This is a genomic window from Fictibacillus norfolkensis, assembly GCF_014836645.1.
Classification (GTDB): Bacteria; Bacillota; Bacilli; order Bacillales; family Fictibacillaceae; genus Fictibacillus; species Fictibacillus norfolkensis.
Window position 1 is genome coordinate 130,024 of record NZ_JACSQM010000002.1, and the last position, 19,451, is coordinate 149,474.

General features: G+C 37.8%; 23 protein-coding genes and 1 pseudogene. 10 read left to right on the forward strand and 14 right to left on the reverse strand.

The genetic code is table 11. The features are described 5' to 3' along the window. Window positions 1–166: 166 nt before the first annotated feature. Window positions 167–679: a cupin domain-containing protein gene (locus H9648_RS04960; RefSeq protein ID WP_225218741.1), complete on the forward strand. Its 513-nt coding sequence runs from the start codon at window positions 167–169 to the stop codon at window positions 677–679. Between the two features lie 46 nt (window positions 680–725). On the opposite strand, the gene H9648_RS04965 is transcribed toward H9648_RS04960, so the two are convergent. The 4 genes from H9648_RS04965 to H9648_RS04980 form a co-directional block, all read right to left on the reverse strand. Next, a complete protein-coding gene (locus H9648_RS04965; protein ID WP_191752804.1) occupies window positions 726–1,829 on the reverse strand; it encodes an MBL fold metallo-hydrolase in 1,104 nt (367 codons plus the stop codon). A 261-nt stretch (window positions 1,830–2,090) separates the two neighbouring features. After that, entirely contained in the window at window positions 2,091–2,261 is a 171-nt protein-coding gene (locus H9648_RS04970) for a hypothetical protein (RefSeq protein ID WP_191752805.1), read from the reverse strand. 41 nt (window positions 2,262–2,302) lie between these two features. Then, complete coding sequence (locus H9648_RS04975) at window positions 2,303–3,304, reverse strand: S8 family peptidase (RefSeq protein WP_191752806.1); 1,002 nt, start codon at window positions 3,302–3,304, stop codon at window positions 2,303–2,305. Window positions 3,305–3,652: 348 nt separating this feature from the next. Then, window positions 3,653–4,813, reverse strand: coding sequence for a S8 family peptidase (locus tag H9648_RS04980; protein ID WP_191752807.1), 1,161 nt, complete (start codon window positions 4,811–4,813; stop codon window positions 3,653–3,655). A 305-nt stretch (window positions 4,814–5,118) separates the two neighbouring features. Between H9648_RS04980 and H9648_RS04985 the strand changes: the two genes are divergently transcribed. After that, on the forward strand, window positions 5,119–5,613 hold the full coding sequence (locus H9648_RS04985; RefSeq protein WP_191752808.1) for a peroxiredoxin family protein: 495 nt from the start codon (window positions 5,119–5,121) through the stop codon (window positions 5,611–5,613). A 74-nt stretch (window positions 5,614–5,687) separates the two neighbouring features. Here the strand turns inward: H9648_RS04985 and H9648_RS04990 are convergent, their stop codons facing one another. Beyond that, window positions 5,688–6,140 carry a PaaI family thioesterase gene (locus tag H9648_RS04990; protein ID WP_191752809.1) on the reverse strand — a complete coding sequence of 151 codons (453 nt, stop codon included), beginning with the start codon at window positions 6,138–6,140 and terminating at the stop codon, window positions 5,688–5,690. Between the two features lie 135 nt (window positions 6,141–6,275). Between H9648_RS04990 and H9648_RS04995 the strand changes: the two genes are divergently transcribed. Continuing rightward, window positions 6,276–6,698 carry a DUF4395 domain-containing protein gene (locus H9648_RS04995; protein ID WP_191752810.1) on the forward strand — a complete coding sequence of 141 codons (423 nt, stop codon included), beginning with the start codon at window positions 6,276–6,278 and terminating at the stop codon, window positions 6,696–6,698. 49 nt (window positions 6,699–6,747) lie between these two features. On the opposite strand, the gene H9648_RS05000 is transcribed toward H9648_RS04995, so the two are convergent. Further along, window positions 6,748–7,512 (reverse strand): class I SAM-dependent methyltransferase, encoded by a 765-nt coding sequence (locus H9648_RS05000; protein WP_191752811.1) that lies wholly within the window; start codon window positions 7,510–7,512, stop codon window positions 6,748–6,750. A gap of 286 nt (window positions 7,513–7,798) precedes the next feature. Between H9648_RS05000 and H9648_RS05005 the strand changes: the two genes are divergently transcribed. The 3 genes from H9648_RS05005 (at window position 7,799) to H9648_RS05015 (ending at window position 10,283) form a co-directional block, all read left to right on the forward strand. Further along, window positions 7,799–8,527, forward strand: coding sequence for an ABC transporter ATP-binding protein (locus tag H9648_RS05005; RefSeq protein WP_191752812.1), 729 nt, complete (start codon window positions 7,799–7,801; stop codon window positions 8,525–8,527). Next, window positions 8,517–9,554 (forward strand): ABC transporter permease, encoded by a 1,038-nt coding sequence (locus H9648_RS05010; protein ID WP_191752813.1) that lies wholly within the window; start codon window positions 8,517–8,519, stop codon window positions 9,552–9,554. Before H9648_RS05005 ends, H9648_RS05010 begins: the two co-directional genes overlap by 11 nt. Before the next feature lie 72 nt (window positions 9,555–9,626). Next, on the forward strand, window positions 9,627–10,283 hold the full coding sequence (locus tag H9648_RS05015; RefSeq protein ID WP_191752814.1) for a TetR/AcrR family transcriptional regulator: 657 nt from the start codon (window positions 9,627–9,629) through the stop codon (window positions 10,281–10,283). Window positions 10,284–10,324: 41 nt separating this feature from the next. Here H9648_RS05015 and H9648_RS05020 read toward each other — a convergent pair whose 3' ends face one another. The 3 genes from H9648_RS05020 to H9648_RS05030 all read right to left on the reverse strand — a co-directional run bounded on the left by H9648_RS05020 (window position 10,325) and on the right by H9648_RS05030 (window position 11,264). Beyond that, on the reverse strand, window positions 10,325–10,465 hold the full coding sequence (locus H9648_RS05020; RefSeq protein ID WP_191752815.1) for a hypothetical protein: 141 nt from the start codon (window positions 10,463–10,465) through the stop codon (window positions 10,325–10,327). 80 nt (window positions 10,466–10,545) lie between these two features. Further along, entirely contained in the window at window positions 10,546–10,833 is a 288-nt protein-coding gene (locus H9648_RS05025; protein ID WP_191752816.1) for a hypothetical protein, read from the reverse strand. Then, a complete protein-coding gene (locus tag H9648_RS05030) occupies window positions 10,830–11,264 on the reverse strand; it encodes a VOC family protein (RefSeq protein ID WP_191752817.1) in 435 nt (144 codons plus the stop codon). Before H9648_RS05030 ends, H9648_RS05025 begins: the two co-directional genes overlap by 4 nt. A gap of 141 nt (window positions 11,265–11,405) precedes the next feature. On the opposite strand from H9648_RS05030, the gene H9648_RS05035 reads away from it, so the two are divergent. Then, window positions 11,406–11,783: a glyoxalase superfamily protein gene (locus H9648_RS05035; RefSeq protein WP_191752818.1), complete on the forward strand. Its 378-nt coding sequence runs from the start codon at window positions 11,406–11,408 to the stop codon at window positions 11,781–11,783. Between the two features lie 59 nt (window positions 11,784–11,842). On the opposite strand, the gene H9648_RS05040 is transcribed toward H9648_RS05035, so the two are convergent. Further along, window positions 11,843–13,003 carry an acyl-CoA dehydrogenase family protein gene (locus H9648_RS05040; RefSeq protein ID WP_191752819.1) on the reverse strand — a complete coding sequence of 387 codons (1,161 nt, stop codon included), beginning with the start codon at window positions 13,001–13,003 and terminating at the stop codon, window positions 11,843–11,845. 316 nt (window positions 13,004–13,319) lie between these two features. On the opposite strand from H9648_RS05040, the gene H9648_RS05045 reads away from it, so the two are divergent. From H9648_RS05045 to H9648_RS05055, 3 genes are all read left to right on the forward strand, one after another. Further along, complete coding sequence (locus tag H9648_RS05045) at window positions 13,320–14,372, forward strand: hypothetical protein (RefSeq protein ID WP_191752820.1); 1,053 nt, start codon at window positions 13,320–13,322, stop codon at window positions 14,370–14,372. 70 nt (window positions 14,373–14,442) lie between these two features. Further along, the gene (locus H9648_RS05050) at window positions 14,443–15,126 is read left to right on the forward strand and encodes a response regulator transcription factor (protein WP_191752821.1); all 684 of its coding nucleotides are present in this window, start codon (window positions 14,443–14,445) and stop codon (window positions 15,124–15,126) included. Window positions 15,127–15,214: 88 nt separating this feature from the next. Further along, a complete protein-coding gene (locus H9648_RS05055; protein WP_225218743.1) occupies window positions 15,215–16,525 on the forward strand; it encodes a sensor histidine kinase in 1,311 nt (436 codons plus the stop codon). 118 nt (window positions 16,526–16,643) lie between these two features. Here the strand turns inward: H9648_RS05055 and H9648_RS05060 are convergent. The 4 genes and pseudogenes from H9648_RS05060 to H9648_RS05075 form a co-directional block, all read right to left on the reverse strand. Further along, window positions 16,644–17,046: pseudogene (locus H9648_RS05060) on the reverse strand (CBS domain-containing protein). A 12-nt stretch (window positions 17,047–17,058) separates the two neighbouring features. Next, window positions 17,059–17,448, reverse strand: a complete 390-nt coding sequence (locus H9648_RS05065; protein ID WP_191752823.1) for a hypothetical protein — start codon at window positions 17,446–17,448, stop codon at window positions 17,059–17,061. Window positions 17,449–17,709: 261 nt separating this feature from the next. After that, the gene (locus H9648_RS05070) at window positions 17,710–17,958 is read right to left on the reverse strand and encodes a hypothetical protein (RefSeq protein ID WP_191752824.1); all 249 of its coding nucleotides are present in this window, start codon (window positions 17,956–17,958) and stop codon (window positions 17,710–17,712) included. A 51-nt stretch (window positions 17,959–18,009) separates the two neighbouring features. Next, window positions 18,010–19,293: an MFS transporter gene (locus H9648_RS05075; protein WP_191752825.1), complete on the reverse strand. Its 1,284-nt coding sequence runs from the start codon at window positions 19,291–19,293 to the stop codon at window positions 18,010–18,012. Window positions 19,294–19,451: the final 158 nt, after the last annotated feature.

Below are 19,451 nucleotides of genomic sequence, written 5' to 3' on the forward strand. Positions count from 1 at the left end.
TTCACATAAAAGAAAACTTTTTTTCACACATAAGTTTTCGTCATTTATTGAGGAATTTCGCATTATTGCTCGTTATTTCTTTTTTCTCCTATACCATTTCTCGAAAGAAGACGGGTTTCTTTTCATAAAAATAAGGGAATGGATTCAAAAACAGGGGAGGGGTTTAATGGTTATGAAAATGCTGAGTGAAGATGTTAAAACTTTATTTTTTACAGACGATGGGACGATTCCGAATCATCCTTCCTGGCCCGTTTTGTTATACGTAGGAAAATTAAAAGAACCGCAGGATGCATTAGACGTTTTTGAACAAAACGGCTGGACGAATGGTTGGAAGAATGGTGTCTTTGATTATCATCATTATCATAGCAATACCCATGAAGTTCTTGGTGTTATAAGCGGTGAGGCGGTTCTCCTTCTTGGAGGAGAAGATGGCGTTTCTGTTACTGTTTCAAAAGGGGATGTTATCGTGCTCCCTGCCGGTACCGGACATAAATGTATAGGATGCAGCACTGACTTTAAAGTAGCCGGAGCTTACCCGAATGGAATGGATCACAACCTTAAAAAGGGGGAACCTGATGATCGACCAGCTGTATTAGATGATATTATGCTCGTTCCATTACCTGATAGGGATCCTCTCTTTGGAAGTGATGGTCCTTTGATGGAACTGTGGAAAAGTTAATGAATACATGCAGCGAGTGCCCTCTTCAGTGAAGAGCACTCTTTTTTTATCTATTCATATTCTCCCTCCACCACGTCGAGCAAGATAAAAACTCTGAGCCAAGAGTAACTGTCTCACCAATCTGAGGCGTACATATTTGAACATTTGATAATGTTGCAGCATTTACCGCCCTTTCTACAGGATCTGTCCAATCATGCAGTGATAGAGTAAAAGCACCCCAATGGATCGGAATCATAACTTTGCCTCTTACATCAAGATGAGCTTGTACTGTTTCTTCTGGCATCATATGTATCGCAGCCCACTTCTCATGATATTGTCCACATTCCATTAAAGTGAGGTCAAAAGGTCCATATCGTTTCCCAATCTCTTTAAAGTGTGGCCCATATCCACTGTCCCCACTAAAATAAATGGTAGAATCCATTCCTTGTATAATCCAAGAACACCAAAGGGTAGAATTAAGATCCGATATGCTTCTTCCTGAAAAATGTCGTGCAGGCGAGCAGATTAATGAAATTCCTGAAACCTGTATCTCATCCCACCAGTTACATTCTTTTATGAGGTCAGGTTCCACTCCCCACCGCTTTAAATGTCCAGCAACGCCAAGCGGAACTGCAAATTGTTTCACTTTATGTTTGAGTTGTTTGATAGTTCCATAATCCAGGTGGTCATAATGATCATGTGACAAAACCACTAGATCCACTTGTGGAAGCTCTTCAATTTTAAAAGGCAGTTCTCTGCTATAACGTTTGTTTCCAAACCAAGGAACCGGCGACGGCGCGGAGCCGAACATAGGATCGATGAGTATGCGTTTTCCGTCCATCTCTATCAATAATGCTGAATGTCCAAACCAAGTTACTCTTGTTTCTGGATTTGCTTCTTCAGGTAACTGAAACGAGTTTATAGGAATTGCTTTCTTAGGCTGACGATTCGGGTTCCCACTTAAAAATTCCTTTAATACAGGGAACATAGAGCGTAGATCGGTTGTCATCACTGTTTCTATCTGATTAGTAAAAACACCCTTTTGATAGTGTTCAACTGGTTCATAGGTACTCCTATCCTGTTTTGAAGGTTTCTTTCCAAAAACAGGATGAAACATCATAAATAAAAATACAGCTGTTACGATTACAAGTAGAATGCCCAAAACAAGCATAGTTACGTTCCTCTCTATTTTACAGTAGTGCTCATATATTACTCCTTTTCAAATCATAGAAGCAACTTTCTAGTATAAATTGAAAACTTGTTCTCCCCATGAAAAACGAACAACCTGGAGCGGAAATCAACTACTTTCAAAGAGCATCAATATATACGATTACAGTTTTTTTGAGTACAAGAGTTAAAAAAAACGACAAAAAAGCTGATTCATGTGAATATACTAGATCTCACAGAATCAGCTTTTATTCCATCTATTCATTTAAGCACTTTCCTTTTCCTTTTTCTTGACTGCTTTCTTTCGTTTTCTTTTCTTTTTCTTTTGAAGCTCTTCTTCTTTTGCTCTGTTCTTTGCACGTCTTCTTATCTCTTCATAGATTCTAATACAAAGAGTTGCAAAGCTGATCAGCAACGCAATAATCTTATACGCCATCCCCATACACGCCCTTTCTTCCTAAGAAACGGGGCAAATATTTATGATTCTGACTCTTTGGCTGCAGCCGTTTCAATAGGAGTTCTCATCGCTCTTAAATTCTCCTGATCGCAAACTACTTTTTCTTGTGCATTTAATACTAACAAGCCATTGCCTTCTGCTTTCTTTGTTAGTCCGATACTTAACGTATTTTTTACCAATTGAGCATAGACCTCAGCTTCTGAAAGTTCACGACCAAACAATTTTTCTTCCCGTCCAATCAGTAATGCAGCTGCTCCCGATACATGAGGCGTCGCCATAGAAGTTCCAGATAACTTTGCATATTTATTTCCTGGATAAGTAGAAACAACATCAACGCCCGGAGCTACCAGGTCAATCTCATCATTGGTGTTTGAAAACGGAGCAAGTTTCATTTTAGCATCCACTGCACCCACTTGAACGACCTCTTTATACGCCCCAGGATAAGCATGCTCATTCGTATTTTCCTTATTATCCCCTTCGTTACCAGCTGCACAGACTACAAGCACATCTTCCAATACGGCTCTTTGAATTGCTTCATGTAGCTCAGGTACATCTGTTGGTCCACCAAGTGACATAGAGATCACACGCACTCTCTCTCCATTTTCCCCTCTCCATTTAACGGAGTAATCGATAGCATCGATAATTCCTTGGTAAGATCCGCCACCATCTTTACCAAGAACTCTGCAGATTAAGAGTTTCACATCTGGTGCCACACCCGCTACACCAGCATTGTTTAATGTAGCTGCAATCGTACCTGCCACATGTGTACCATGATAATGGGCATCTTGATAATCGTCGTCATTCCCATCAACAAAATTCCGTCCATCAATGATACGTTCAGCAAGTTCCGGATGGCTTGAGTCACAGCCAGTATCTAGTACGGCGACAACTACGCTCTGTCCTTTTTCACCATCACGCCAAAACGCAGGTGCATTGATCATCTCGACTCCATATGGAATCTCTTCTTTTGATACTTCTATTACTTCTTCTAACACAAATGGAATCAAACGGACTTCACTCATCTTCTTTCCCTCCTTTAATTTCAAAAAGTATGTTTTGTAAAGCAAGTTATGTTAAGACAATTTGAGTGGTGAACCTCCTTTCTAAGTTGCAAGACTTTTAAGAATGAAGATTCTAGTTGGGGAGCTTAATACTATTCTACCAAACTGTTAAAACTTACCACAAGTCCTGTCTTTAAAATGAGCTATTAAGTCTACATCGACATTTTACGCAATGCGAACATATGTCCTTATCCTTAAATTCCAACACCTTTCGACAAAGTTTGTTAGTTCTATTAAACTATTCAACAAAAATAACTCCCAAGACTAGAACAGATCTAGTCTCGGGAGCTTGTAAATATAAAGAATAGATTAGTAGCGAACCGCGTCTGCTGCGTTTACACGACCTTTAGAATAGTAAGACCCTGTTCCTGAGATGGGATCTGCTGTGTTCTCGATTGCAGCACGGATATTAGAAGCACTTCTTCCTTGTGAAGCAAGTAAGCCTGCAACACCTGCTACTAGAGGACAAGCCATTGATGTACCAGACATGTAAGCATATCCGCCATTACGTACAGTAGAAGCGATGTCTACACCAGGAGCAGCAACATCAACCCAAGATCCATAGTTAGAGAATGAAGCACGAAGGTCATTACGGTCAGTTGCAGCTACTGCAATTGCACCTGAATAGTAAGCTGGATAGCTCGGTGCAGAAGTGTTCTCGTTACCAGCTGCGGCAACTACAACTACTCCTTTAGAAACAGCATAGTTTACTGCGTTTTGTAATGAAGTAGCAGATCCAGGTCCGCCAAGGCTAAGCGAAACTACTTTTGCTCCGTTATCTACAGCATGATAGATTCCGTTCGCTACATCATCAAGAGATCCGCTTCCGTTCGCATCTAGTACACGTACAGCATAGATGGATACGTTTGGTGCCATTCCTGCGATACCTCTAGCGTTATTCGTTGCAGCTGCTGCGATACCTGCAGCATGTGTTCCATGATCATTTTGGTCCATTGGATCCCAATCATCACTTACATAGTCATATCCTTTAATAACTTTACCTGCTAGATCAGGGTGATTGTAATCAACACCTGTATCGATGATTGCAATTTTTGTAGTAGATGAACCGCGTGTGATGTCCCAAGCTGATTGAGCACTTACTTTTTGAGGTGCATATTGCACTCCATTTGAGAAATACGTGTCATTTGGAGTCCAGCTCGCATGGTATGTATAGTTTGGCTCTGCGTACTCTACATCTCCACTCGCTTCATATTCTGCAATGGCTGCATCTACGTTTCCATCTTTAACTTTAATGACATGAAACTTAGAACCTTTTTCTTTTACTTCATCTTTCCCTTTTACTGCTAAAGATTTCACTTTTGACTCTGACACGTTGTTTTTAAATTTCACGATAATTTCTTGAGGTGTAACGCTTGCTTTCACCTCTGTACTTTTTGCTGCTGCCGCTGGTGTTGCAAGAGAAACTACTAAAGGTAAAACCGCTGCCATCGTGGCAATCTTCTTAAACATTTACATCACTCCTCTAATTTGGTGTTGGACTACAATTTCTAATATAGAGTCCAATTTACAGAAAATAAAGAAAAATTTTACTATTCTAACAAAAACAAATATAAACTACTAATTTTTAAAAGTTTTAACTTAAAATAGGAATAAAGTCATTAATCCAGCTATCATTTTATTACTTCTTTCCTCATCTAGACGTAGATATGACCTAGTATGAAGAGTGATTTTTTTAGAATTGAAAAGCTTAAGAGTTTAAAATTTTCTGCAAGAGGAATACCTAAAGAAGAAACTTATTTTGGAGGGATGTTCAAATGTTACAAACAGGAGACACAGCACCTGACTTTACTATTAAATCCGAAACCGGAGAATCTTTCTCTTTTTACAATCACCTTGAAAAAGATGATCGTTTTCACTTACTTGTCTTTTTCCGTGGTGAATGGTGCCCGGTATGTAATGATCAGTTAAAAGAGCTAGAGCAAAATATTGAGACGTTCAAAGAGTTGAATACACACATCATTGCGATTTCTACTGATGAAGAACAAAATTTAAAGAAGATGAAGGACAATCACTCCCTTTCTTTTCCTGTTTTCAGTGATACAGAGCGTGTGGCGGGAGAAACATATGGGGTTCAATACCATAACGGAAAATTATATGACGATCATGGTGAACACGGAGAACCAGCGTTATTTTTAGTTGATGATCAAAAACGAGTTGTCTATTTTGATATTCAAACAGGACCTTTTGGACGGCCGACTGCAGAAGATTTAAGAAAGACAATCAAATATATTAAAAAAACGTTAAGATAATAATAGAAAACGACGAAGTGAGGCAGTACTAACCTCACTTCGTCGTTTGTTGTTTTCAGGTTTTTGAACCCCACTTAACCTTCTTCTGTCCCTACAAAATATTCATTCTTCCGATAAGATAAAGCACTTACATGAGCAACAAGCTCTTTATCATTTTCTACTCTTACTTCATACCAAGAAGTCCTATGATTACGTTTAATCTCTATAGCTCTTGCCGTAATTTTATCACCACTTTGACATGCAGCTAGATATCCAATATTTACAGAAAGTCCTACTGATGTTTTTCCATAGGAATTACATGCTACAGCAAAGACAAAGTCAGCAATGGCAAATAATGCAGCACCATGTGCTGTACCATGAGCATTGAGCATATTTTCAGAGATTGTCATTTGCGCTTCTGCCGTTCCTGGACCAACTTCCGTTAATTCAATACCTAACCACTTTGCAAAAGTATCATTCTTTAGCTTTTCTTCAATCTCCTCTGCATACTGAAAATGCACATCACGATCGTCTCTTTTTATCTTCATATATCTCACCTCTCTATAAGACATTCTTGTTATAACAAACAATCCCCTTTTTTATGATTAAGGATTAACACTTCACATTCCTGACGAATACATTTACAATAAGATAACTAAACCAATGAGAAAGGTCGGATTTACATGTCCCACTCCTCCATTTCAATTCCAAGACCTTTAGTTCGAGCAAATCAGTGGTTCATATTTTTATCAACTATAGCAACATGGCTTTCTGGTCATACGTGGCTTTTATTACTTCCTTTAATAGTTGGCCTTCTTGGTATGTTCTTTGATTACAATCCTGTAATGAGAGCTGCTAAACTATTCTTAAAAAAGAATCCTTCAGAATACATTCCAGAAGATAAAGACCAGCAGCAGTTTAATCAACTGATTGCGATCTCACTTCTTACTGTAGGATTTTTAAGTTATTTAATGGGATGGAGTACTATAGCTTGGATCGCGACTATCATGGTTGCAACAGCTTCGTTCGTAGCCATACTTGGCTTTTGTATCGGGTGTTTTATCAGGTTCAGATGGCAGCAATATCGTTACAAAAAAGCTCACTAAAAACATAAAAAAAGAACCATTCGCTTTTCGCTGCGAATGGTTCTTTCAACTATTTTATTGCTTCAAATACAAAACTTTGTCTAGCATGAGTGGGTTTCTTACCAATTTCAAAATCAGCGATCACCTTAACCTCAGAAAAACCAATGTCTTTTAAAATTAGCTTTAACTCTTCAATTCCGTACCAGCGAATCGCAAATCGCTGAAGCTCAGTTTGTATCAAACTTCCATTCCGCCATTTTTCATACTTTAAATATGACACCTTATATTGTTCAAAAAAATTCACTTCAACCAATTTATCTTCCATCGTAATCAGATCGCCATTCGGATTATTAACCGTCAGCGTGCGCAGTAACTTTCCAGCTTCAAAGTTTTCAGTTGGCAAGAAAATATCAAATAGTAATTTACCACCATCGACAAGATGATTAAACATTGAACTAAGAGCTTTCAAGGACTCGTCCCGTTTTTCTAAAAGTAAAAACGATCCACCTGGAATAATAATATTTTCGTATTCAACTGGCAGTTCTAATTGTTGGATATTACACTTGTATAGTTTGGCAGACAATCCTCGCTCAGCAAGACTAGCCTTACATGCACCTAGCATCTCTGCTGAATTATCCATACCATCTATTGTAACACCCGCTTCTAACAACGGGATTAATACCCGGCCTGAGCCGACCATAGCTTCGAGAGAACGACCCTTACTAGCAAGAAGTCGACTCCTATAATATTCAATATCCCCGCCGAATGATTGTCCGATACTTTTCGTTAAATTATATACTTCCGTACAAAGTTCACCATAATTATTAAAAGACATCTTAAGAATTCCTCCATTAGTTTTTCTAAAAGAAGAGTTTGTTCAGTTTACCTCTTCTGCATTTCCACCACTATTTTTAAAGTTCTTCTCATTTGTTTCATCATTTTTATCACTTCTTTCTCAACTATTTAATCTTATTATTGTGTTCACAGAAATTTCAGTCAATAATTTTCTTCTCTAACAGGATATTAATGTGAGTGAGTACTCACTTGACGTATTTCCGATTTCTGCATATGATAATTATAAATGAGTGAGTACTCACTTTAATTTTCGAGGAGGCTATCATATGCAATCTGTTATTCAAGTGAAAAATGTTTCTAAGAAATATCGATCTCATCAAGTGTTACAGAACATTGATTTAACCGTGAACAAAAATGAAATCTATGGATTGTTGGGTCCATCAGGTGCTGGAAAAACAACACTTGTTAAGATGATTGCAGGGATTGAAATCCCAACAACTGGCAGTATTAGTGTTCTTGATTCGGTAATGCCCAAACTTAACACCATGACGCAAATTGGATTTATGGCTCAATCTGATGCACTTTATGGGGAATTAAGCGGGAAGGAAAATCTTGAATTTTTCTCCTCTATTTATGGTCTAAAGGGACAAAAACAAAAAGAACGGATCGATCAGGCTTCAGATCTCGTAAACCTTACAAACTTCCTGCAGAAACCCGTTAATCAGTATTCAGGGGGCATGAAACGAAGATTATCTTTAGCTGCTGCACTCTTGCATGACCCAAAGATCCTTATTCTAGATGAACCTACTGTAGGAATCGATCCCGTTCTCAGGCAATCTATATGGGATGAACTGTATAAGCTAAGCAAGAGTGGTACAACGATTTTAGTCACAACACATGTAATGGATGAAGCAGAAAAATGCAGCCAGCTCGGAATGCTTCGTGATGGAAAGATAATTGCATCTGGTTCACCAAGAGAACTAAAAGATAACACTTCAAGCACTTCAATCGAAGAAGCATTTCTTTATTATGGAGGTGCTCATCATGCGAATTAAGGCACTAGTGATCCGGATAATCAGACAATTCGTGCGTGACAAACGTACACTCGCGATGATGTTCATTGCCCCTCTTCTCATCTTAACGCTTGTGAATCTCGTTTTTTCAAGCAATGACTATGAACCAAAGATAGGCGTTGTCAGTGATCAACAAATGGTGGTAGACAAACTGAAATCATCAGATAAAGCGTTCATAATTTATCAAAAGCGTTCAGAAGCTCATCAAGACTTATCAGAAGAAAAACTTGATGCCGTACTTGAAGTTGAACTCCCCTCAACTACTATTACTCTAGAAGGAAGCAATCCGACAGCAAACAAGGCTTCTATTATGATGATTGAAAAGACCTTGAAAACAATGCCGGCTCAAGACACAGAAAAAACAAAAGTAAATTCGGAAATTCTTTATTTGCATGGTTCAGCTGAAATGGAGACTTTTGACTATATCGGTCCATTCTTAATAGGATTTTTTATTTTCTTTTTCGTTTTTTTAATTTCAGGGGTCTCATTTCTGCGCGAAAGAACGACTGGAACACTTGAACGGCTGCTCGCTACTCCGATGCGTCGATGGGAAATGGTAGTTGGATATGTACTAGGCTTTGGCATTTTCACCATCTTACAATCTGCCATTATTGTTTCGTTCGCCATCTATGTTCTCGATATTATGATGGCTGGGTCTCTTTGGTTAGTAATTTTGATTACACTGATGCTGGCTATAACGGCCCTCTCACTCGGAACATTACTTTCTGCTTTTGCAACGAACGAGCTGCAGATGATTCAATTCATTCCACTCGTCGTGGTGCCACAAGTATTCTTCTCTGGCTTGTTCACCATTGAAACAATGGCAGATTGGCTTGGGCCCCTGAGCTATATTATGCCTTTAACTTACGGAGGAGAAGCGATAAGGGATATTATGATTCAAGGTGACGGTTGGGGAGATATTTACGGAAACGTGCTAGTGCTCCTTGGGTTCTCACTTTTATTTATGATATTAAACGTACTCGCTTTGAAAAAGCACCGCAGACTATAAGTTAAGCGTTTGTACTGCCTGACTTTAGTGGCTATAATGAAGAAAATGTACGTTTTTAAAAGGAGTAGCTTTATGTCCAATTCAGAGTGGATCAACGACCTAATTAACGATCACGATGTCCCAACGATGAGCGATAAACAGCGAAGAATCTTAGAAGCAGCCATCGATACATTCTCAGAAAAGGGATATGCCGCTTCTTCTACGAGTGAGATCGCAAAAAAAGCAGGAGTTGCTGAAGGCACGATTTTTCGTCATTTTAAAACGAAGAAAGAGCTGTTGCTTGCTATTGTTACACCAACAGTAGCTAAATTCGTAGCTCCTTTTTTCATCAAGTCCTTCACAAAAGAGGTATTTGAGAAAGAATATGAACACTATGAAGATTTTATAAGAGTGATTGCTAAAAACAGGCTTGAATTCGTTCGAAAGCAATTTCCTGTTTTAAAAATATTTATTCAAGAGATTGCTTTTCACGATGAATTACGCGAGCCTTTTCAAAAGCTTTTCACTGAACATGTGTATCAAAAATTCAAGAAGATCATCGAGCACTTCCAAGAAAAAGGGGAGATTATTTCACTTCCTCCGGAAACGATAATGCGCATGACTGCATCAAGTATCATAGGCTATATCTTGCCGCGCTTTCTTCTCTTTTCTGATAAAGAATGGAATGATGAAAAAGAAATTGATCAAATCGTAGCGTTTATTATGTATGGTCTTACAGGAAAACGATAACGAAAAAACAGAACCCGCTTTCTAAGGAAACGGGTTCTGTTTTATTCTACTAAGATTTGGGGTTCGGGGGTAAAGTGAGAAAGTTGAACATTAGGATCAATTGTTGTCGGTGACATCACCTTAGCAGCGGGACTAATAGCAATGAATAAACAAATGATGACAAATATATTCACTTTCTTCATACACTCACCTCCACTCTTCACTATAAATCTTCATTTAACATCGAGATACTTAATATACATTACCCAATATCCTCACATTCTCAAGCCTGTTTTTTTGGTGTGATCGGTTTTAATGTACTTTTTTCACTTAATAGAATAACGAACAAGCAAACAGCAAGAATTAAAAAAATAATGCCAGAACCCATAAAGCCATTTGAATAGGATGGTATATCTACAGTTGGAACCCTCTCATTGATTTCTATTCCTAAAAAGTATACACCAATGCCGTCACCGTCGACCTGGGTTTCAGCAACCTCCCTAAGATTTAGTCCATAGGTTAACAATAAGATACCTAATATAGAAAAAAGAATACCTATTATCCATCTCATCTTTCAATCTCTGAAACAGTTTCTTTCCGTAAAGCTTTATACTCTGGACTCAGGACACTCCAAACATCAAAACAATTTCCATCAGGATCGAAAAAAACGAAATTCTCACCGGTATGTCCACGATCTTCAATATCACCAGTTTGTATGCCCTGAGTTCTAAATTCAGCATGCAAGTTATACAGTGCTTCCTTTCCGTCTACTTCAAATGTTAATGAGAATCTTTTTTCTCCTTTGTCGTCAATAAAGTTTGAAGTCTCATCTTTTAATGACCTCACTAGAAAAAAACTTTGGTCTGCTAGATCCAGTATGGCTTTTTCGTCATCACAATAGTTGATCGTTGCACCAAGCTTTTCTGTGTACCACTTAGCTGAATGATCAACATGCAAAACAGGTACATAGGTCGTACCTACACGGATTAGTTTTTTATTCAAGGATATCTCCTCCTCATGAATTGGATTAATTTAATATAAAAAATTCTTCTATTAAAAGAAAAATCCTCCTAGAAAACAAGGGAACTCATCATACGTAACAGAAATAGTCATATAACAAAATACTTGGAGAGTGAATACTTCATGAATCATTATCAATTAAAAAATACAATCCCTGTACTTCGAATATTTGACGAAGATAAGGCAAGAGAATTCTACATTGATTTCCTTGGGTTTTCGTTAGATTGGGAACATCGTTACGAAGAAGATTTCCCCATCTATATGCAGGTTTCTCTAGGGGAATGCTCTTTACATCTATCTGAACATCATGGTGATTCGAGCCCTGGAATAAAAGTAAGGATACATGTTGAAGGAATCGAAGCATACCATCAATTTTTGGCCGAAAAGAAGTATAAGTATGCTAGACCTGGACTAGAAGAGGCACATGGCTTTAAAGAAGTTAGAGTAGGAGATCCGTTCGGTAACGAATTTTGTTTTGTAGAACGGATTGAATCATTATAATCTGTTTTTTTGAAAACAAGCAAAAAGACACCTCGAGTTAAAACTCGAGGTGTCTTTTTTCATTTATCTAACGCTCTTTTTGCTAGTGTACTAATAACCATATCATCCATCGGAGGATTATGAAGCCCTGCTCTAACATCTCTGTAATGCCGTTGTAACGGGTTTGACATAGCTAGACTTCTTGCTCCAACAATTCTCATAGCGAGATCAACCACCTTTGCAGCCGCATTCGTTACGACGTGTTTCACTGCCATCAATTCTGGACCCATTTGCATTCTGCGATGAGGTTCGTCTACCCACCTTAGAGCAACATTGTATAATAGCTCTCTAGCATGAAAAAGCTCTAGCTCCATCTCTCCCACCTTTCGTTGCACTTCTGGTACTTCTCCGATTGGTCCTGGCAGACTATTTGGTTTGTACGTCTTTGCAAAGTGAACGGCTTCATTGCGTGCTGCAACCGCAACACCAATGTAACAAGCAGGTATATGAAGCAGCCACGCTTTTGGCAATTCGCTTTTGCCTCGGTCTTGTTCGACTAAAGCATTGTTTTCAACTTTTACATCCTTCATGATAAGATCATCACTTCGGGTTCCACGCATCGCTACTGTGTCCCACGTTTCTTCAATCGATACACCTTTGGATTTCATAGAGATCATGAAATTCCCTTTCTTACCCGTATCTCCCACCTGTGCCGAAACAATTGCATAATCAAGGGCGGGTGCCATAGAGGTGAAGGTTTTCCTACCATTGATAATCCACTTGTCACCATTTTGAAATGCTGTTGTTTGCGGCATTCCTCCTCGAGTAGGACTTCCAGTTGCAGGCTCCGTTGCTGCCCGGTTCACTAAAACTCGATCATGCACTACCTTTTCACAAAGCATCTTAAATATTTCGTCATCCCAAGTTCGCTCTTCTCTGAGTTCTAAAAAACATCCAAGGTGCCATCCGAGACACAAAGCAGTAGCTGCATCACCAGTCGCAATTTTCTCTTGTAATAGAACAAACTCGTACAAACTTAATCCTTCTCCACCAAACTCAGTCGGAATGGTTAATGATAGGTAACCCGCTTCTCTTAATTCTTCTACATTTTCAAATGGAAATTCACTTTTTTGATCATATGTGTCCGCCCTCTTAGCAAATCCACCAGCAAGAGCATCGATCTTATCAAACCATTCTCGCTGTTTCTTTGTTTTTATATATCTTTCATATAAATAATCCACACGACGACAATCCCTTCTTAACAAATCAGAACACTATGGTTTTAAAATATAGTTTATGCCCTTTACATAAAAAACGGCAAGGTATTAGTCCCATAATTCCCCTTTGACATCTTACTGACACATTAATCCTTCATAATCACTATATGATATAGCTTGTTTTAAAAGAAAATATAAGCTCAATTGAATGTTGAGTAGGTTTTATAAATTTTTTTATATTTTACTTCGCCTGACATGAGGCTGACACGTTCAATGGTTACATTATTGGTACAAGGAAAGAAACACAACACTTTAGAAATTTATTTAGGAGGAACATTCAATGAAAAAGAAAGCAATCGGATTTACAATCGCAGGTGCATTACTAGTTGGTGGATATGCTACAACTTCTCTTGCAGCAGATAATGATCGTTCTAGTTCGAATTCAGTTTCAGAAAGATGGGATATGAAAGGCAAAGGGTTTGGACAAGAACATTTCGGAGGTTTTTTTAAAGGAAACTCAGAAGAATTAATTAAAAAAGCCAAAGAACTTGGAATTACTACAAGTGGGAAAGATGCTGAAACGCTCATGAAGGAAATTCGTGACGCAAAAATCAAAAAGGAAGCAAAGGAATTAGGCATTAAGACTTCTGGTAAAGAGATTGATACACTGGTTGAAGAAGTAAAGCTCGCTAAACTAAAAGAAAAAGCTAAAGAACTTGGAATCTCTACCACAAACAAAGATGCTGAAGTTCTTCGTGATGAAATTCATATGGCAAAGCTTAAGAAGGAAGCAAAAAAACTAGGTATTGCAACTGATGGAAAAGATGAACAAACATTAAGACAAGAAATCAAACAAACCACTCTAAATAAAAAAGCAAAAGAGCTTGGCATTTCTACTGATGGGAAAGACCAAGAAACGCTTGTACAGGAAGTGTTGACTGCTGCGATTAAAAAAGAAGCTAAATCATTAGGTATAGCTGTGGACGGAAAAGATATTCGTGAAGTTGCTCAAGAAGTTACACGTGCAAAAGTAAAAGCTGATGCTAAGAAGCGTAGCATCACGATTGACGGAAAAACCATTCCAGAAATTGCTTCAGAAATCAAAAAGAAAAAGATAGAAAATTTAGCAAAAGAACTAGGAATTTCAACAAAAAATCAATCAACAAGAGAACTTATTGAAGCCATTGAAAAGAAGGATCCAAATAAACTAGAAGCATTAGAAGATGAAGGCTTCTTCCCTCTGATGGGTAAAGGTTACGGAGGCTTTGGACCAGGTGGTCACCCTACTAAACATCATAAAAAAGGACAGCGTTTTGAAGGTGAAGCACCTCCTTCAAACAACGAGATGCAACCACAGATGAATGAGCAGGCCGAATTCGAAAACGAAATGTAAAGTCTATGATCCCCAGTCTATAAAACTGGGGATTTTTACAGTATAGTATGGGTTAACAGGAGGTATTGACATGAAAAGTATATTGCTAGTAGAAGACGAAGTAACCATATCGAGAGTATTAAGTGTCTATTTAAAACACGAAAACTTTGATGTTGTTCAAGCATTTGATGGTAAGACCGCACTTCAACAGTTCAAAAAAACTTCCTTTAACCTAGTATTGCTCGATGTAATGCTTCCAGATCAGGATGGATGGTCAATCCTTCATGAGATCCGTCGAAATAGTTCATGCCCTGTTATCATGCTTACAGCCTTAGGAGACATCGATTATCGCTTGAAAGGATTAAATCAAGGAGCAGATGACTACATAACAAAGCCCTTTATCGGTGAAGAAGTTATTGCAAGAGTCCATGCAGTCCTTCGTCGATCTACGAATGTACTAGAAACCGAGAATACAAAACAATATGGAAGTCTGAGCATCAATTTCGACTCTCATTCTGTAAAAATTAATGGTGAGCCTATCGTTCTAACACCAAAAGACACCTCATTATTGCTCTTTTTGGCCAATCATCCAAACCGCACCTACACAAGAGAGATTTTAATTGAACAAATATGGGGTTTAGATTATTATGGCAGCGAACGAGCTGTAGACTTATCGATCAAACGAGTTCGTCAAGCACTTTCTGCATGGCCAGACACACAAGGGGAAATTCGAACACTTAGAGGATTGGGGTATCAATTCTGTGTATACGAATAAAAAAAACAGAACAACTTTATTAAAGTATTGGACCACCCGATATGTCCTCACCCTCTTTATTGGTCTTCTAATCTTAGGTTTATGTTCTTTGTGGTGGATACGGCTTACGGCTTTAGAAAATCGTTTAACATTTATGGAATACATGGCAGCTGATACAGCGGATCGTATTGAATCTGGAGACAGAAAGAATGATTTAGGTCGGTTCAATCGTAAACTAGACGATCGCGCAGAAATATTGCAGATTGAAAAGCCACCCGAACTATATATTACGGATTTGAATGGTAACATCCTTAATTTAAAATCTCTAAAAAAACGGCCAGATGCAAATGAACCTGCATTAAACTTGAATGCTATTCCAGTGGAAATAATAGACAGTGAAAAAACAACTAACAAATTTAAACTGAATGGCACGTCAGCCTATGCAGTCAAAAAACCTTTAATGTACGCTGGAGTCCAAGCAGGTTGGGTAATTATCATACAAACTGCCTCAAACCTCTCAGATGTGGATCAAGGTTATCGTCTTCCTATCTTCCTATTGATAAGCCTTGGTCTTCTCGGATGGTTGATCATCTACATTCTATTGAAAAAGATTCTAAAACCCATTCAAGAAGTGGCACATGCTGCTTCTCAGATAAAAGAAGGAAATTACGATGTTCGATTAGCTACAGATGCTAAAGAACAAGAAATTTATGATCTTTTAACTTCCTTTGAACAGATGAGTACGAAGCTGAAGCATTTAGAAAAGCTTCGAGCAGAATTACTCGCAGGAGTTACACATGACTTAAAAACACCTGTTACGTCTATTAGCGGTCTCGTGCAAGCTGTTAAAGACGGTATTGTTTCGGGAGATGAAAAAGAAGAATTTCTGCAGATTACAATGAAGGAAATTTATAGATTGCAAAGGATGATTGAAGATTTATTAGATTATAACTCTCTTTCCGCTGGAGCTTTTACGATGCGGAATGAAACATGCAACATGAACGAGCTTGTTCAAGATATCGTTCATCAGTGGAGAATGACCAAGAACAAAGAAGTTATGTGTAAGGCTATTGTTCCAGAATGCCAAATATATAGAGAAGTTGATCCACTTCGTTTACAACAAATCATCATTAACCTCTTAAACAATGCTTATCAAGCATTAGGAGATGAAAAAGTGATCAGTGTTGTCTTAAACGAAAATACGATTGAAGTGACAGATACAGGTTCAGGTATTCCCGAAAATGAACAGCCCTATATTTTTGAACGTTTTTTTCGTGGAGAAGAGAAAAAGTTAAAAGTCCGCGGACTTGGCCTTGGACTACCATTTAGTAAAATGCTTGCAAAAGCGTTAGGTGCAGATTTAGTTCTTAAAAAAAGTTCCTCTGATGGAAGCACTTTTTTAATAGAATGGAATAAATAAGTATTCTACATTTACAAGAACACATGTTCGTGTTATGATTATTTCAGGTTAGATATTCCAACGCCTAACCTCCCCACCATTTATAGACCGGCTGATTAGCCGGTCTTATTTTTAATCATTATTTTGTCTTTTTTCTTAAGAATTGAATAATATCTATTCTACGTATAATGCCGATAAATACCTCGTTGTCATCAACTACTGGCACAAAGTTTTGTACTTCAACCAGTGACATTAAATCTTCCATCTCAGCATCTTTATGCACAGGCTGATAATCTCTATTCACCTTCATATCTTTAATATAATGGTGATTACTCGTTTGAAAAGTAAGACCTTCTGTATTCTTAATTTTTCCATAACAGATCACCTTCTGTGATTGTTTTGATATATCGTCCGCTTTCATCGATCACAGGGACTGCTGTATATCGGTGGTGTTCTATCTTTTCAAGAGTTTGCCTGACTGTTGATGCAGCTTGGATACAAACCACTTCACTTTTTGGTAAAAGAAAAAATGCTATATTCATTTTCTTCCCTTTCTAATTCTTGTTTTGATCTGCAACAATATGAATATCAATGCCTGTTGCAATCCTCATAATATTATTTACGATCGATCCTTTTGTAATCTCTTCCCACCAACTTCTCGCAGATTGACCTAATATGATCTGAGTTATTCCGTTTTCAACGGCAATATTACGAATGGTCTCTGAAATCGTTCGTTTATCCGTTTGTTCCACAATAAACGTGGCACTGAAATGAGTAGCTAGCTTCTTCCAATTTTGAATCTTCTTTCGATCTTCCTGTGACCGGTTCATATATGCTTCTTTGGTAACGTGAAGTATTAGTAGATCAGTCTTTAGCCTACTTGCAATCCTCCAGCCTCTTCGAATGAATTTTTCGGCATTTCCACCATATTGAACGCAGACCATGATTTTTTCATGTTGCCGGTAGGAATCTAAAGGCCGTTCTGCATCCTTGTTTTTCCGATTCTTTCATCAATTTTATTTCATAAAAAGTAAACCAATCATCTAATTTCTTTTATTTTCTTTTATTTTCTTTTATTTATGGTATTTTCCAAAAAAATTTAGTTGTAATATTCTTATAAATAAAAACGATAAATGCAAAGTTTTAATGCAAAATCATAAAAACCCATAAAAAAAACTAAGCAAATGGAACTTTGCTCAGCTTTGTTAAAAAGATCTAAAATCTAATCTCTGTCTTTTCGTCCAGAGCCATACTCCTGTGAACAAATGGATTGCTATTACCACGAAGACAGCTCCATAACTTTCTGTAATCCAGCTCACAAACCAAATGATCGGTAGAGCTAAAAAAAAGTTAACAAGCAACAACACCCATGAAGTTCTCGCTATAGCTACAAAAAATAAAATGATTGGTAAGATTAAAAAAATCCAGAATAGTACGTTTTGAAAAGTTGCCATGACTTCCCCTCCGCTTCTCATTATAAAAGGGCTTCGCCATAATCTCCAGCTTTAAACTGGTACTTTTTCTAATTCAAACTCATTTTTGTTATCATTTTCTTCAATATCATACTTGGGTAGAGTGAACATGTAGAATAGTCCAACAAGAATCAGACATCCTCCCACAACCAAGAACAGCATTTCTACAGTTAGGATTTTCGGGAAAAACACTGCGATTAAACCGAGTGTCATGGTGTGGGATAACATATTGATCGGTGAGATCCATCCTTGAACACGTCCCATCATTTTAGGGTCTACGATCTTAGGTAACCAGCCACCGATTCCAATATTGATTAATGGAATGCTAAATCCAGCCAATCCTGAAAAAATAAAGAATAACAACACATTTGGTGCGATGGCGCATAAACCAAGAGACAATCCACTTACAAATAGACCAAGAACAATCGCATATGAGAGTCTAATCTTTTTAGCGAGCATCGAACATAAAACACTCCCTGTAAGTATAGATACACCAAACACGACACCCATCCACATCATCATTTGCTCATAATTATCTGGAGCGAGTTTATATTTCAAGATAAAAGCCGGCATAACTGACAATCCACCATTTACTATACCAAACAAGAAAAAACCAAAGATTAACGAGAGTAGAAGCTTAGATTGTTTAATGTAATCGAAACCCGCAACAAAATCCTTCCATACCATCTTTACACGAATATCTTTGAACCTGTGTTGTCCGTTTGGGAGACGAACATCTTCATCAACTCTCATACTCATAATTAACAATGCTGATATAACATATGTAACAAGGTCAAATGCAATTGCACCTTGTATTCCTACACTCCAATAAATAAAAATGGCAATCACGTTGCCAAAAAGCATAAATAAACTGCCTACCATTTGATTCAATCCAGCTGCAATTGCGTAATCCTCTTTCGAGAGCACACCTTGTACCATCGCTTGGTCAGCCGGGTGAAAAAATTTACCTACAGCGCTTCTTAAGAATAAGATAGCAAAAATCAGAGGCATCCAATCCAGCCAAATCGCACCCATCAGTAGGAGGCACAACCCTGCGCAAATCCAATCACAGTATAGGGCAATCTTCTGACGATCCATACGATCAGCTAATACCCCTACGATAAAGAAAACAGCTAGTGTTGGCAGAGAATACATCAATTCTGCAAGTGTGGCATAAAACGGCTGTTCACCAAACTTATCCAACAAATAAAACATAAAAGCTGTAACGCCTATAATACTTCCCATCATTGAAGTAAAACCAGCAAAAAACAGCTTGCTGAAGTTTTTATTCTGAAACACTTTCAGAAACTCCTTCACATCATAACCCCCAACTTTTCATATTTTGCACCATTACCATTTTCTACCTTATACCATCATTTGTAAATAAATTCTTGTGAAATTTCACAAGAATTATTGAGCATATTCAATCCGTTTTTCGTGTTAAAATCAGCTGAATTTGTAAATGAAAAGAATAC

Coding starts and splice junctions, on each gene's coding strand:
- H9648_RS04995 (WP_191752810.1), top strand. CDS start 6,276: ATGTCCCACTCCTCCATTTCAATTCCAAGACCTTTAGTTCGAGCAAAT.
- H9648_RS04985 (WP_191752808.1), top strand. CDS start 5,119: ATGTTACAAACAGGAGACACAGCACCTGACTTTACTATTAAATCCGAA.
- H9648_RS04990 (WP_191752809.1), bottom strand. CDS start 6,140: ATGAAGATAAAAAGAGACGATCGTGATGTGCATTTTCAGTATGCAGAG.
- H9648_RS04975 (WP_191752806.1), bottom strand. CDS start 3,304: ATGAGTGAAGTCCGTTTGATTCCATTTGTGTTAGAAGAAGTAATAGAA.
- H9648_RS05015 (WP_191752814.1), top strand. CDS start 9,627: ATGTCCAATTCAGAGTGGATCAACGACCTAATTAACGATCACGATGTC.
- H9648_RS04960 (WP_225218741.1), top strand. CDS start 167: ATGGTTATGAAAATGCTGAGTGAAGATGTTAAAACTTTATTTTTTACA.
- H9648_RS05010 (WP_191752813.1), top strand. CDS start 8,517: ATGCGAATTAAGGCACTAGTGATCCGGATAATCAGACAATTCGTGCGT.
- H9648_RS05020 (WP_191752815.1), bottom strand. CDS start 10,465: ATGAAGAAAGTGAATATATTTGTCATCATTTGTTTATTCATTGCTATT.
- H9648_RS05070 (WP_191752824.1), bottom strand. CDS start 17,958: ATGGCAACTTTTCAAAACGTACTATTCTGGATTTTTTTAATCTTACCA.
- H9648_RS05025 (WP_191752816.1), bottom strand. CDS start 10,833: ATGAGATGGATAATAGGTATTCTTTTTTCTATATTAGGTATCTTATTG.
- H9648_RS05065 (WP_191752823.1), bottom strand. CDS start 17,448: ATGGTCTGCGTTCAATATGGTGGAAATGCCGAAAAATTCATTCGAAGA.
- H9648_RS05005 (WP_191752812.1), top strand. CDS start 7,799: ATGCAATCTGTTATTCAAGTGAAAAATGTTTCTAAGAAATATCGATCT.
- H9648_RS04980 (WP_191752807.1), bottom strand. CDS start 4,813: ATGTTTAAGAAGATTGCCACGATGGCAGCGGTTTTACCTTTAGTAGTT.
- H9648_RS05035 (WP_191752818.1), top strand. CDS start 11,406: ATGAATCATTATCAATTAAAAAATACAATCCCTGTACTTCGAATATTT.
- H9648_RS05050 (WP_191752821.1), top strand. CDS start 14,443: ATGAAAAGTATATTGCTAGTAGAAGACGAAGTAACCATATCGAGAGTA.
- H9648_RS05045 (WP_191752820.1), top strand. CDS start 13,320: ATGAAAAAGAAAGCAATCGGATTTACAATCGCAGGTGCATTACTAGTT.
- H9648_RS04970 (WP_191752805.1), bottom strand. CDS start 2,261: ATGGCGTATAAGATTATTGCGTTGCTGATCAGCTTTGCAACTCTTTGT.
- H9648_RS05000 (WP_191752811.1), bottom strand. CDS start 7,512: ATGTCTTTTAATAATTATGGTGAACTTTGTACGGAAGTATATAATTTA.
- H9648_RS04965 (WP_191752804.1), bottom strand. CDS start 1,829: ATGCTTGTTTTGGGCATTCTACTTGTAATCGTAACAGCTGTATTTTTA.